The sequence below is a fragment of the Paenibacillus sp. FSL F4-0243 genome (assembly GCF_037963295.1).
GTDB lineage: Bacteria > Bacillota > Bacilli > Paenibacillales > Paenibacillaceae > Paenibacillus_AQ.
In genome coordinates this window covers 2,088,604-2,101,710 of sequence record NZ_CP150151.1, presented here as the reverse complement: position 1 = coordinate 2,101,710, position 13,107 = coordinate 2,088,604, and the positions used below count along the sequence as shown (strand labels likewise).

Below are 13,107 nucleotides of genomic sequence, written 5' to 3'. Positions count from 1 at the left end.
ACCTACCCCCGTTTCCTTGCATACTGCCACAGCTTCTTGATGTCTTGCTTTGGAACATCGCAAATTTCAATCAAAAAGTCATTTACAGCTTCGGCAAAATCTTTATCTACCTTAAGATCCACCCTTCCATCATGGACCCAATCAATTCTTCGCTCCGCACTACTGATGTAACTGATTTTTGAGGTAATCACTGGATAATATTTATCCACATACTTCAGTCCAAGTCCGCATTCTTCTTCTATGATAAGCAGTACAGTAGGCATTCGTTTCTGATCCAGCAACATATCTACGTTCTCCATAGCCTGACGTTCATAGGTGGTTGCGAAGACAATAATCTCCTCCTCAAGACCCTCAGGATACCCATGATGCCAGTCATACAGAACGATATCCGGTTTGTCAGCTACGCTTGAATCAGCAATCTTTATACCAGACACTTCGCCTTCAAAATACTGATAATTCCTGCTGTTATCCGAAATAATCATGACATCGTTGTTGAAATAACTTTTCAACAGAATAGCCGCTGCCAGTATGAAATCGTGCTTCTCGCAATCCCCTGCGACAACAATGTGCAAATCGGTCACTCTCCTTCCAGCAGACTGTCATCTGTGGTTGCTTCTTTATTCGTCACACCCGCTGAACTCTGGTCTGCACTTGAATCGATCGGCGCTTGATTGGTCCGATCTATCACTCCGTTCACGGATTGGCTGTCATCAACTTTCGCAGCTTCCTCTGCTGCCGCCGCTCCCTGAACAGCCTTTCTCTGGATCACACCACTGCCGCTTGGTGCCTGTGCTCCCACACGAATTCTATCTTCATCCTCCATAACTTCGAGCCGTTTCTCCAGTTCCTTACGAAGATTGGCAGCAAGACTCCACTTGGCCTGATCTATAATGAAAGGATTATCCTTAATTACTCCAAGTACATCCAGATTAGGGACATAATTGACTACAGGTTCAGGCTGAAGCTCCGGTTCTACGTACTGTTTCATATACAGCTCTGCGTTATTTATGTATGCATCCACCAGGGCAGCTTGCAGGAGCTGTGCTTCTTCTTCATTGTCATTAAAAAATGTATATTGATTCGCTAAATCTACGTCCTTCAGCGACTTCTTTCCTACGACTATGTAATCCTCGCCATTTGGGAAAACTATCCGAATATCTACGACATCTTTTTTCGTTAACCGAAGCGGCAGTTTAATATATTCAGTCTCTTCTTTTCGTTCTGATGGCTCCAATCTCGCTTCATCACGTACCATTTCAGTAGTTACCGCTGTGCCTGACAATGCATCAATCTTCAAGTACTTGCCTACAATCGCTTTAGACTCACTGATCAGATTATCCGGTGAGGAGAATTTGGGTAGCTTCTCTTCCATTACATCCTCAGCGGTAATCACCTCTCCAGCTAGCTTTGGAGATATCAGAACATAGGCTGTCTGGGATTGATCCATATAGCGCTGCAAGACTTCATCTTTATCATTCAGCTGTTCTTCGTAAGCTGCCCGCTCGTCGATCAGCTTAGCGTTATAATGGCGATAAGTTGCAAACCATACCCCGGATGTGGCAACGGCAACAAGACAACCTGATAGGATCGTATATCTCAGTATTTTTTTCCGCTTACGTATTGCCACTTCAAGACCTCATTTCCATCCCTATTTGATTTTCCCTTTCGATTTTGCGGCCGCGGCTGCCGCTGCTGCCCGTTCGGAGGCTTGTCTCTCAGCTTCCTTAAGTCTGGCTGCCTCCGCTCTCTCTTCCTCCACCTGTAATTTATCTGCATATTTCATCATATTTGATTCAATTTGGGCTATGGCAGCTTTAAATTCGTTCATTTTCTTAATCCATTCCTCACAATGCTGCTTAAACTCTTCCCCACCCAAATCTACCCAATAACCTGACACTCCTGTGATTGCTGCTCTCATCTTATCGCTGCACTCCTGGGCAGGGGAGAGAAGTCGATGGCAATCAAAAGCAATGCCCCTTACCATACCTGAATTCATACCCAGCCTCCTGATTGATAATTACCGGCTCTCCGGAACAAATGAAAATCCTATGCCTATTAATAACAAGGTCACAAACAAGACCGTCCCAACAATTCCCCAGAGCAGCGTTTGCTTGCGAAAGAGCTTTTTCTGAACGGTCAGCAGCTTCATTACCCATTCGACAGCCGCTTTATCTGGATACAAAGGATCTTGATGTGCAGGCATCAGAGTCGTTTGAATTTCTGCAAAATCCTTTTTTAACATTTGTAATACTTCCTGATGTCCATTTTCCAGCAGTAGCCTGCACCGCTTGCGCTCATAAGGATTAAGGGTGTTCAGCTTCTCTTTCAGCAGTTCATACTTCCACATAGCCCCGTTGCCTACCAAAATAGGAATTTGCGAGTTCCACCACAGCTCGAGTCCGCTGGTGCCCTTCCGCTCCCGATGGATATCCACCCATAGAATGATATGCGTGAACTCACTGGCCAAAAGCTCCGAAATATCCCACGAATACCCTCTGCGATAGAAAGTGACTCCTTCATATTCAAACATGGTAGAAACCGAATCTTCTTTCTCACCCTTAAAAACAATCTGTTCAAGCGAACTGATTTCGGGCCTGTCATCTCCGCATACCAGAGGCTTCCAGCCCAGTTCTGCCAGACCCGCGGCCAGCAGAAATGCCGCCGCACCTACGTCTTCTTCCCCTCCGACACCACAAACTCCGATGACAAGTGGTACATTGCTGCCCAGAATTCTCGTACTTGCTGCTGGCGTCGACTCCTCTTCTACCGGAATAGATTGTTCCAGACTCTCCAGCGTTTCCGCTTCGGCTAATGACGGGGTCTCCTTTCTGGTCGGAGGCCCCGGTCTAGGCGGAGTTGATCCTGCTGAAGAGCGAGGAGCAACAGAAGGTCTCCTGTTGGCGGCATCCGCTACATTGCTGGAACCGGCCACTGGCTGTGGACGGGTAAGCGACTCCACCGGTCTCGGAGGAGCAGACGGTGCCTCTTCCACTGCCGCGTCAGAAGCTGCTCTTGATGATGAGCCTTTAAACGAAGAAAAAAGGCCTTTCTTTTTACCCAGGATATGATAATAATCCCTTGTAGTTTTTTTCTCTTTGATCCAATTCAGAAGATCATCGCCCTGAAATTCCGTAGTGAACTGAAGATCATGTATGTTCATATTTACCAGGGTCCGTATAAATTCAACATCCGTTTGCAGCGCCGGGTCTAACTGAACAATCAGCCGCGTATGTTTAAGATATTTGCGGATCAGTGTCATGAAACTGATAATATCCGCAGCCTTGACCGGTGTGCCCAGACCCGCACCGCCCTCCATAATTACAATGGATGAAGGATCGACTTCCTTACTACTGAAACCACTTATAAAACTATGTAATGTAGAATGTTTACCGGAAATTACATAACCCTCATGCTCCAGCGACCTGGATAGCAGCATTATAAGTTCAGGTGAGCAGACTAAGTGTACGCTTTTCATAGGAATCCTCCTTTACGATCTCCCAGTTCAATAGGGCAAAATACGAACTATGGCTCCGTCCCCTTGTATAATCTCTGCGAGAACAGCATGCGGCCCCAACTCAATCCATTCTTCGCCCGTACGGCTGGCTTCACATTTAAATTCCCAGTTATCCGGAAGCCAGTTGGCTTGCTTAAGTAGCTCGATACATTGCCCTGTAGAAATAGAAAGAGAGACTTCCAAATCCAAATACTTCTCTCTTTCACCTTTAAATACAAAAGTAGTCAGTGCAGTTGACATAGTCTGATCCCCCAGATTTGTTAAACTTCTTGCAGCCAATTACATAATTCATTTACTACTGTAGACAAGGATTGCGTGGTTTGACTGGCGTCTTCTTCCACCCCACGCAGCAGCCACATTTGATCTTCATGAATCATCAGGTTCAGTTCGCGAATCACCTGTGCCTCCTCGGTAATACATTGGATTTCTGCTAAGGAAGTTATGAATGCACCTGCTTGAAGAGACTTCCCCACCCACGTTTCAAGATCTACTTCTTTATTTATCGCTTTTTGTAATTTATCTTTATCGCTCAATTCCCACACTAAAGGGATTCTCTCAATGACCTGATACATCAGCTCATGTAGTGCATAAATCTCCTGAAGCTTATAGGTGTTACTTTCCGGCTGATGCTCAAGTTCAAACCAAACTTCATCCTGAACAAAATAGAAGACCTTGCAAGTCTGCTGATTTGTATGCATAAGCTGGCAAAAATAAGATTTGCAGCTGGATGCAATAGCGATACCTCTATGAAGCACTTCATTCACTTTAGCGAGCCCCACAAAATCAACCTCTAAATATCCCTTCACTTCCAGCGACCTCATCTGAGTATCCATTAGGGAGCGTAAATTGCGCTCCGATTCGCCTTTGAGATCGATATCCAGACCTGGAAAACTAGTTTCTCCTATCAAAGCAGTCAAATAGATAATTTCTAAAGGATGCAATTCAAACATTTCACGAGCCGGCTTCATCGCTTTCTTCACCTGCTTATCTATAGTTCTGTAATCATTTTGAGGCGTGATATGGTCCCCTCAGTTAGCAGCATCGCTTCAGTATTGTCCAACACTTCGTTCAGCTCATGGTATTCCATATTCTCGAGTAATGGAGCATAAGACAAGTGATCGTTGGGTCTTCCATCGGACAACAATGCATGTCCACTGTTAATCAGTTCACCCGCAAAATCAGTGACCAAATGCATTTGATTCAGTTCAAACGAATCGCTGCCGACCAGCAGCAATACACCAAGTCCACCGCCAAACCTTGCTATCCGCTCCAAATGATCCAGTGAATCATTCTCCATCAGATCAAAAGCGGACTTAAGATGTGGCATTACAATGACAAGAAGCGGATACTTAGACAGAATATACTCCGCCTCGTCAAATTCTTCACGATTTTGGGCATCTGCAAAAGCTTGCCGGGCATCATTTTTCCTTAGTTGCAGCTGATCCACTAAGGATTGTGTGAGCTGTAAAAACTCTTCAGCTGTACTCATATAGCGCGTAATCGTTGAACTAGCTTTCAGACTCGGTATACTGACAACACCACTGTCAAACAGATGGAATTCCATATTTACTTCGCCTGCCGATTTATCAAGAGCTTGTATTAAAGCGTTAAATCTAAAGTCCACATGCTTTTGAGTAGTATAAGATACTACAAAATTGCTAACCTGCTTTACATTAATCTCTACCGGAAGTGTAGTATCCCAATCCAGCCCGAGCGGTACCAGATAATTCCCCTGCGGTTGTTCCTTCGGCACACGTTCCAAAAGCTCTGCCAGTGAAAGCTTGTCCGGGATCACTGAAATCCCCACAGGGTTATTCACTCCTGCCACTGCTTTCATCTCCGAACTAATCCGGCGGAGAGAGGCAGCAATCTGATCATCAGAGCTGCCATCCACAGGAAGCGCGGTATGAAATTCCAGAATCCGGTTATCTTTGAGCAGTCCGCGCCCTACGGTATTCGTTGGCTCCATCCCTTCTGTTCTGCCCAGAATACTGGAATAATCCAATCTATCAGACATTTGATATACTAGAGCCTGCTTAATATTCTGGCTGATTCGGTAAGGATAAGAGTTTACAGCATTGGCAGCGAACACGAAGTATATCCCGTAATTACCGCCTTCACGCACCAACTTGGAAAGCTCTAAGATAAAGTCATCATAGGCTTCTGAGAATCCTGTGTAATTATCGAGCAGAATAACAATATAAGGAACCTTCTCTCCAGTGGCCGCACTGTACGAGACCAAATTGCTGATTCCAAGCTGAGAAAACTTACGTTTGCGTTCATCCAATTGGGACAACAACCAACTGATCAGTTTTCCAAGCTTTTGTTCATCCTCTGGAAAAATAATATCCCCTACATGTGGAAGCTCGTGGAATACTCCCAAGGTACGTGTACCAAAATCCAATATATAGAAATGAACGTAATCAGGTTCATATTTCAAGGCGAGGGACATGATAATTGTCTTTAACAGCGTAGTCTTACCGCTGCTCGGCGCTCCATAAACCAGTAAATGTCCATCCTGATTAAAATTAATATCCAGATTGTATTGCTCCTGATCTGACGGATTATCAATTCGTCCAACGGTGGCAATAAGATTCTGATCTGGCTGCTTCCATGATTGCCCATCCCAGATCTGATTCTGATCCATAACATCCGCTAAAGTCATAGTCTCCGGAAGTGGAGGCAGCCACAGCTGAAAGGCCTCTCCGATCGATTGCTCAGCAGAAATGGCAGCTATATGATTAACTACAGCCTGCAGCTCACTCAGTTGCGAGGCATGATCACTGTTTTTCGCTTTCGGAATCAGAGCTCTACGTTCACCACTTAGTGAAACGATATCCATCTTGGGACTTCCATCCTGATCTGTCTCCCCTGCTTGATAAGGCGCTCCGCTCCAGGAGGATTGGAACAAAGTGAATACTTCATTATTACCAACTTGCAAATACCCACGGCCTTTTTCTTTGATCTCTGCTGCCTCCGTGCGTTTCAGCATCTCCTGACTATCCGAAGGTGTCTGCACCTTCAGACATAGCTTAAATCTGGAGTTACTCCAGATCTGGTCATCGACTACGCCAGAAGGTTTTTGTGTTGCCAATATTAAGTGAATCCCCAAGCTTCTTCCGACCCGTGCCGCACTGACTAGCTCTTTCATAAATTCCGGTTGATCTGATTTAAGTTCTGCGAACTCATCTACCACTATGATCAAATGCGGCAAGGGAAGGTTAACTTCTTTATTGCGGTAAAGAATGATGTAATTATCAATGCTGGTCACTCCGGCTTCACTGAACAGTCGCTGTCTCCGCAAAAGCTCACTTTTGATGGAGGCAAGGGCCCGATTGATCTGATTACCGCCAAGATTGGTGATTGTTCCCACCAGATGTGGAAGTCCAAGAAAAGCATTAGCCATTCCTCCACCCTTATAGTCGATCAGTACAAAAGCAATCTCATGCGGATGATAATTTACCGCCAGACCCAAAAGTAGAGACTGAAGCAGCTCACTTTTCCCCGATCCGGTAGTGCCGGCTACTAGACCATGTGGACCATAGCTTTTTTCGTGCATATCGAACAAAAGAAATTTCCCGCCTGCCCCGAGCCCCAGAGGAATGGACATTGTACGGTTAGCCTGGTTTTTTGACCAGCGCTCCATTACCTTTAGATCCTCTACCTGCTCAACCTCAAAGCTCTCCAGAAAAGTAACCATTGGTGGGATATAGCTGTTATTTTGACCTTCCTTAATTCTGAGCGGAGACAAGGAACGGGCAAAAAACTCTGAATTTTTTTTATCCAGAGAATCGGCATAAAAATAATCCGCTAAATGACTTAACAGCTGATTAGTATCTTTTCGAACCATCCCCTTACCATCCTTGATTTCCAGAATAGCCTGGGAATTCAGCGGCAGCGCAACATCAATCTTTTCTGATGTAAAAATGCTGGTCACTCCAAGTGAAGCATTGCCCGAGAGCAAATACTTCATCATATCCGTGCTGTCCCACAGTTCAGGAGCAAAAACCAGAAAAACATAATGCGGGGTCTGCATTGGCTGTAGTCCATAACCATTCGTGCTGTTTTCTTCTCTTTTTCTAAGCTCTGGAAGTAATTCATCCGCAATATTGGAGGCATCAAAGGATGTTGTAGCCAAACTTCTCTGGCTTCGATTTTTATTCCATGTATGGGGCAACCATTTCAACCATTCCCAGTGTTCCAGATCATCAGGCTGCATCACGCATATTACTCTTACATCATCGTAGCCTTGGTGTGTTGTTAAATGAACTAGAACTCCATTGAGGAAATCACGAACCTCCTGCTGTTTGCCGTATATTCCGAGCGTATTAATATTCCTTAGCGGTATGTAGACCGGAATATCTCGCACAAAATACATCTCTTCGCATATTTTACTGGCGATTTCTTCAAGTGGGTTGTCATCGTCAATTGCTTTCGCTTTCGAGCTATATATTGGCACCAGAGCAATCGGCTGGATACCAACACCAACCCTGAGATTCAAAAAGTCATCTTCAATTCCGGTTTTTTCCCACAACTGCTTGCTTCTCCCCCGTACGATTTCTACGCAGGATTGAATACTTGGATGGATATATGTATAGGCTTCTCGTTGCGTACTGGCGGCACTTTGTAAATCATTACGAACCTGGAATAAGTAGTTGAGATATTTCTTTTCAAGTTTCTTGTTCTGTTCATGATGTTTTTTCACACTGGATTTATAATTCAAAATTGAAACCATGACCGTCAGAACAGTCATACCCATGGTTGATATCAGCATGGTAAACGACCTGGTCAATGTTGACATAAATATAGAGATGACTAACATCCCGATGGGGGGGACTATAATCGTCAACCATGAGAAGGTTGGTTTTCCCGATGGTCGGGCAGGATCCTCCAAAACCAATTCACCTTCCGGGTAATTTGGTTTAATTCGAGGGGTTCTTTGTACCTGATTAGTTAGCATTTCTTGAGCACTCATCTTTTTCATCACCACTGGATAGGAATTTTGGATTAACAAGGATAAATAGTGTAAATTTTAAATAAAAAATAAATTATTTTCCAATTTAGGAGATACATACTGCATTATCGGTTCGACGACTAAATAGTTTATATTTTCCATAACATTTTTTGCTAAAATGGTTCAAAGATCCCCAATAAATTACCATTATTTTCATAAAAGTAAAATTACTAGTGTACATAGATCCAGTTCTAAGGTCACCTCACCGTTCTTTCTTTTTGATATAATTTAAGACATTTGGCACATTTACTTTTTTTATTTCTTTTTGTTCACCTTACTTTTCAGTACTAAAATTACGAGTTTTTTGTATCCAATATTCCATTTTAGACCCTATGTATCAGACCATTTCTACCAAACTGGAGAGAATTCATACTTCTGATAAGGAATTAACCCGTGAAAAAACTAGGAAATCCCTGCTAACTCGAACTATTTCCCGATATTAAATCTCATATATGTTTAAGCAAATGCAAACAGACAACCTCGTATGAGGCTGCCTGATGTATTCTTTAATCCAAGCAGAATGAAATCATTTTGCATGAGGGCGATGAGCTGGACGGAATTTAATTTCAAGTGGAGGGGCGCACTAAGGTTTCTTCTAGTGGGAACAGGAAACTCCTTGTTATTACGCTTCTGCTCATCCTTGTCTTTATTCGGAGATATTGAGTTCGTGCAAGAGGTTGTAGTCCAATCACAAGTGGAAGCCGTACAGCAAACCACCCTCTTATTTATCTCAAAACAAAAGGTTGGATCTGACCAAATGGATAATCATAGCTTTAAAGATTTAATGCAGAAACATCTTTCTTACAAGCTTCTAACCTACACATCCGCATCACGAACGAACTTACTAGGCGCTGTCGAGGAACGACTTGCAAGTTATTTATTAACGATACAGCTCCAACGGGAGTTTGGAAAAGAAATTCAGACGCCATACATCCCAGATATAGCCTCTTTGATTGAGACTCCCCCCCGCCATTTAAACCGTGTCATTCAGCGGCTCACCGACAAGGAGATCTTATATAAAGTTAAGCAAGAAATTGTTGTACTCGATTGGGAGCATTTGGATGAGTTATCTAACGAAATAAGATTTGAATAACCTAAAAGTCCATCATTCAATTGAGGATAAAATGATCGATGTCATCATAACGGATATCGATCTTTTCTCCGTTTCTTTTGACAAGATTTATATACAGAGGAGCTGCATCAACACTTCCGCCACCAACTAATACATGGTAGTCATCATTGATTTCATATTTGCGGATGTACAAACCTGAACCAACGTCTTCAAAGGGATAACCTTCAAAATCCTTCCACGACAACGCCTCGCCTTGCTGAGCTAGATCGCGTACTTCATCAATGGACAATATCTCAACTTTTTTATCACCACAGGCTGAATGTATAAATCGTTTAAGCAAACAATAACAGCATTATCAAGTTACGCTTATTCTCATTCATACACCTCCCAACTCCATCGGGATCTTCCCTACATTGAAAGGTACACCTTCTGGTGCGTTTAAAAATGGCTTGAATTTCGGGAGTTCAGCTAAGTGCTCGGAATTCTAATTAGTTAACTTACCTGTATATGTTGACTGGTCGTCACCAGATTTCTTTCTTGCACCGTCATCATCTTTGCAAGTGTCAGTTATGTTACGGACAAAGTCCTATTCTTTGAATAACACCTTACTATAGATGTCGTGCTCTCCATCTTAAAAGGTGCGATTTTTCTTTTTCAGTGTCACTATAGTTATATAATATTTTACAAGTGCGAGTAATTTTAAAAAAAACGCAGATAACAAAGGTAACAAAAAACAGGTCAATCATGGTGGTATCTGACCATAATCGACCTGTTCTATGTAACGGATTACCGCTATTTGGGTTATAAAAATAAAGCCTTTAATGTGCGTACAATCAAAATAACCAAATCTTTATACGGGTATTACATGGGTTAAGTCTGCTTAGGCTCAACCGCCCGACTTATTCGGCACTGGGTAGGGTCTATTCATCAACAACCTAAATAGGATAAAAGACCAATAGTAAGGGCGGTATTTCTCGTATTAATAATCCTTAATATAAATTTTCAAAAAAATCGTTAAAACTGTTTTTCAAAAAAAACATATTTTCCATTTCTACATCTGACTCCATGTCATGCATCCAAAAATATATTTTTCCAAAGTATTTCTCACTAACTCCAATACAAATCTCGTTTCCTCCTGGATCACTAGCAATCGAAATAAATCCCTCAGGTAGCTCACCATCTAAAACCTCAAACACCTTAGCCAAATTTCCCTTCATATCACCGATCCCGTAAAATTTATTTACGACACTTTCACCCTCTTCATCAGAAATCTTAAATGTAGATGTTTCAGGATAGCCTCCATTATATTTAAGCAAAAAATCAATATACTGTTCAGGAAGATTAAGAACATATTTACCTTCAAATTCACGAATTTCATTTATAGTTATTTTCTCATTTGCTCGATCCATATTCGCCATGGTTATTCTCCTTTTTTATTTTTTCCATTTACTGTAGACTGACCACCGATATGTCTAAACTCTCTATGAATATCTTCATCAACAAGAATCATTGTCTTTCCATCTTCATGATGATGCCACGAATAACCTTCAGGAGGTTTATTACTTGCTGGCACAGGCGGATCAGAATCCTTATTAAGCCCTGCTTCTAAATTAGCTTTTTTGAAGTCTTCTTGAGGGTTCTTAGGCACAGTAACTTCAATTGGTACTGGTTTAACAGTAGGGTGGTAATATGCTGAAAAGTCAGGATACCCATTAGGATAACTAATTGATATCCCTTCTTTATTAGTATAAGTCCAAGTCCCACTCTTATCTAACGAAATAGTACCGCCTTTATCATACCACTTTTTAGGAACAGGTGAGTTCATAGGCTTGGTATTCATTATTTCTTCTTTAAAATCTGACAGTTCTAACTTCCCTGTCTCTTTACCCGTCCCCTCAACCTTACCACCTTTCACATCCCCAAACCCATTCATCTCATTTATATAATGCTCCTGCACAAATGTTTTGGGCAGTGGATTCGAATCCATGGGGATCTTTCCTACACTGAAAGGCACACATTCTGGCGTGCTTAAAAATGGCTTGAATTTCGGGAGTTCAGCCAAGTGACCGGAATTCTAATTAGTTATCTTAACTGTATATGTTGACTGGTCGCCACCAGATTTCTTTCCTGCACCGTCATCGTTGCAAGTCAGTTATGTTACGGACAAAGTGCTACTCTTTGCTTTTTATTTCTCAGTATTACTATCGTTATATGGCATTTTACAGTTGTTAGTAATGTCGAAAAAAACGCAGATAACAAAGGTAACAAAAAACAGGTCAATCATGGTGGTATCTGACCATAATCGACCTGTTCTATGTAACGATTTAACGTTATTAAAGTTATACCTTTCAAGAATTACTGTGCGTACAAACGAAATGAACAAATCTTTATACGGGTATTACATACTTAAGTGCGTTACTCGTTCAATAAAGAATTCATTCGGCACTGGGTAGCCCCGTTGAAGTCGGATGAAATCCCATGTTTTTTTATTCTTCGCTATAAGAATAGTCAAGCAAACTAAGTAAACTTCGATTTAAGTACTTTATGTGGCATAGATCCAAATAACTATTGATAATTAACTTATTCTCTTTTCTAAGTAGCTGATCTGAACCATTTTCTAAAAACAACAGATTCCCACCATATTGTTATATAAACTTTCCTATAACTTTAATCAGAGCTTCTAATCCTTGATAAAAGGTGTTACCAAACAAGTGACCCCTAATGCAATTATTAACATTTACGTCATAATGGTTTCTAACAAAATTCATGTCAGAAATATCCTCAAGTTCAAGAACCAATTAGATTTCTTCTTTATCATTGTGAACCGATGCCTTATCTTTCCCCTGATTTTCCCAAGTCAACCTAATCTAATCCTTTATTCGGTTTTCTAGTATTGCTAAAATCTATTAGAGTTTTCATCTCATGGCTTGATATGCCAACTAGCAATTCTCCATGTATTGTAATACTTGAATTCACAAAATGTATTTCATCAAAACCAGTGATATTTAAGAATTTCGTATTTTCAAAGTGACAATTGAGGAATTTCACATTTTTAAAAGTAGAATTATTAAATGTTGATGATAAAAATTTAGTCTTTTTAAATTCTACTTCAGAAAAAGTTGAATCATCCATATATGTTAGTTCAAGTTTAGCATTTGAAATTTCCACATCAAAAAACTTCGATTCATAAAAGGTCGTTCTAAAAGAATCTAAGTTTTTGAAAACAGTTGAACTAAACCTCGAATTGTCCGCCTTACCTTTCCTGAATATATTATCTGAAAATTCACACCTATTAAAGTTACTACCGCAGAGCGATGCTCCACTTAAATACACATTTGAAAAGTCACACTCGTTGAATACTATTTCTAAAAAACTACTATTGTTTAAATCATAACCTGTAAACACTATCCCATCAAAAGAAGTATCTTGATAAATAAGTTCGCACACTTCATTTGAAAGCCCCATTGAAAACTCAGTGTATTTCTTTAGTTTTGTAAGTAAATCCAT

General features: G+C 41.4%; 12 protein-coding genes. 1 reads left to right on the top strand and 11 read right to left on the bottom strand.

All coding sequences use genetic code 11. The annotated features are described in order from the left end of the window. Positions 1–2: 2 nt before the first annotated feature. Genes NSS87_RS09255 through essC form a run of 7 tightly spaced genes read right to left on the bottom strand, consistent with a single transcriptional unit; the run spans position 3 to position 8,489 of the window. Positions 3–572 carry a hypothetical protein gene (locus NSS87_RS09255; protein ID WP_339246478.1) on the bottom strand — a complete coding sequence of 190 codons (570 nt, stop codon included), beginning with the start codon at positions 570–572 and terminating at the stop codon, positions 3–5. Positions 573–577: 5 nt separating this feature from the next. Then, the gene (locus NSS87_RS09250; RefSeq protein ID WP_339246477.1) at positions 578–1,627 is read right to left on the bottom strand and encodes an SAF domain-containing protein; all 1,050 of its coding nucleotides are present in this window, start codon (positions 1,625–1,627) and stop codon (positions 578–580) included. Between the two features lie 21 nt (positions 1,628–1,648). Further along, the gene (locus tag NSS87_RS09245) at positions 1,649–1,996 is read right to left on the bottom strand and encodes a hypothetical protein (protein WP_076301096.1); all 348 of its coding nucleotides are present in this window, start codon (positions 1,994–1,996) and stop codon (positions 1,649–1,651) included. Positions 1,997–2,017: 21 nt separating this feature from the next. After that, positions 2,018–3,475, bottom strand: coding sequence for a hypothetical protein (locus tag NSS87_RS09240; protein ID WP_339246474.1), 1,458 nt, complete (start codon positions 3,473–3,475; stop codon positions 2,018–2,020). Positions 3,476–3,502: 27 nt separating this feature from the next. Continuing rightward, a complete protein-coding gene (locus NSS87_RS09235) occupies positions 3,503–3,754 on the bottom strand; it encodes a hypothetical protein (protein ID WP_076286996.1) in 252 nt (83 codons plus the stop codon). 20 nt (positions 3,755–3,774) lie between these two features. Next, complete coding sequence (locus NSS87_RS09230) at positions 3,775–4,482, bottom strand: hypothetical protein (RefSeq protein WP_339246471.1); 708 nt, start codon at positions 4,480–4,482, stop codon at positions 3,775–3,777. Positions 4,483–4,502: 20 nt separating this feature from the next. Then, on the bottom strand, positions 4,503–8,489 hold the full coding sequence (essC, locus tag NSS87_RS09225) for a type VII secretion protein EssC (RefSeq protein ID WP_339246469.1): 3,987 nt from the start codon (positions 8,487–8,489) through the stop codon (positions 4,503–4,505). Positions 8,490–9,195: 706 nt separating this feature from the next. Between essC and NSS87_RS09220 the strand changes: the two genes are divergently transcribed. Continuing rightward, positions 9,196–9,621, top strand: coding sequence for a helix-turn-helix domain-containing protein (locus NSS87_RS09220; protein ID WP_339246467.1), 426 nt, complete (start codon positions 9,196–9,198; stop codon positions 9,619–9,621). 16 nt (positions 9,622–9,637) lie between these two features. Here NSS87_RS09220 and NSS87_RS09215 read toward each other — a convergent pair whose 3' ends face one another. From NSS87_RS09215 to NSS87_RS09200, 4 genes are all read right to left on the bottom strand, one after another. Next, complete coding sequence (locus tag NSS87_RS09215; protein WP_339246464.1) at positions 9,638–9,889, bottom strand: hypothetical protein; 252 nt, start codon at positions 9,887–9,889, stop codon at positions 9,638–9,640. Between the two features lie 700 nt (positions 9,890–10,589). After that, positions 10,590–11,018, bottom strand: coding sequence for an SMI1/KNR4 family protein (locus NSS87_RS09210; RefSeq protein ID WP_076287069.1), 429 nt, complete (start codon positions 11,016–11,018; stop codon positions 10,590–10,592). Positions 11,019–11,020: 2 nt separating this feature from the next. Then, positions 11,021–11,587 carry an HNH endonuclease gene (locus NSS87_RS09205; protein ID WP_339246461.1) on the bottom strand — a complete coding sequence of 189 codons (567 nt, stop codon included), beginning with the start codon at positions 11,585–11,587 and terminating at the stop codon, positions 11,021–11,023. 875 nt (positions 11,588–12,462) lie between these two features. Further along, positions 12,463–13,107 (bottom strand): pentapeptide repeat-containing protein, encoded by a 645-nt coding sequence (locus NSS87_RS09200; RefSeq protein ID WP_076287086.1) that lies wholly within the window; start codon positions 13,105–13,107, stop codon positions 12,463–12,465.

Bases quoted from the DNA above. Each gene is read 5' to 3' on its own strand.
- NSS87_RS09245 (WP_076301096.1), bottom strand. From the start codon at position 1,996: ATGAATTCAGGTATGGTAAGGGGCATTGCTTTTGATTGCCATCGACTT.
- NSS87_RS09235 (WP_076286996.1), bottom strand. From the start codon at position 3,754: ATGTCAACTGCACTGACTACTTTTGTATTTAAAGGTGAAAGAGAGAAG.
- NSS87_RS09240 (WP_339246474.1), bottom strand. From the start codon at position 3,475: ATGAAAAGCGTACACTTAGTCTGCTCACCTGAACTTATAATGCTGCTA.
- essC (WP_339246469.1), bottom strand. From the start codon at position 8,489: ATGAGTGCTCAAGAAATGCTAACTAATCAGGTACAAAGAACCCCTCGA.
- NSS87_RS09210 (WP_076287069.1), bottom strand. From the start codon at position 11,018: ATGGCGAATATGGATCGAGCAAATGAGAAAATAACTATAAATGAAATT.
- NSS87_RS09205 (WP_339246461.1), bottom strand. From the start codon at position 11,587: ATGGATTCGAATCCACTGCCCAAAACATTTGTGCAGGAGCATTATATA.
- NSS87_RS09230 (WP_339246471.1), bottom strand. From the start codon at position 4,482: ATGAAGCCGGCTCGTGAAATGTTTGAATTGCATCCTTTAGAAATTATC.
- NSS87_RS09200 (WP_076287086.1), bottom strand. From the start codon at position 13,107: ATGGATTTACTTACAAAACTAAAGAAATACACTGAGTTTTCAATGGGG.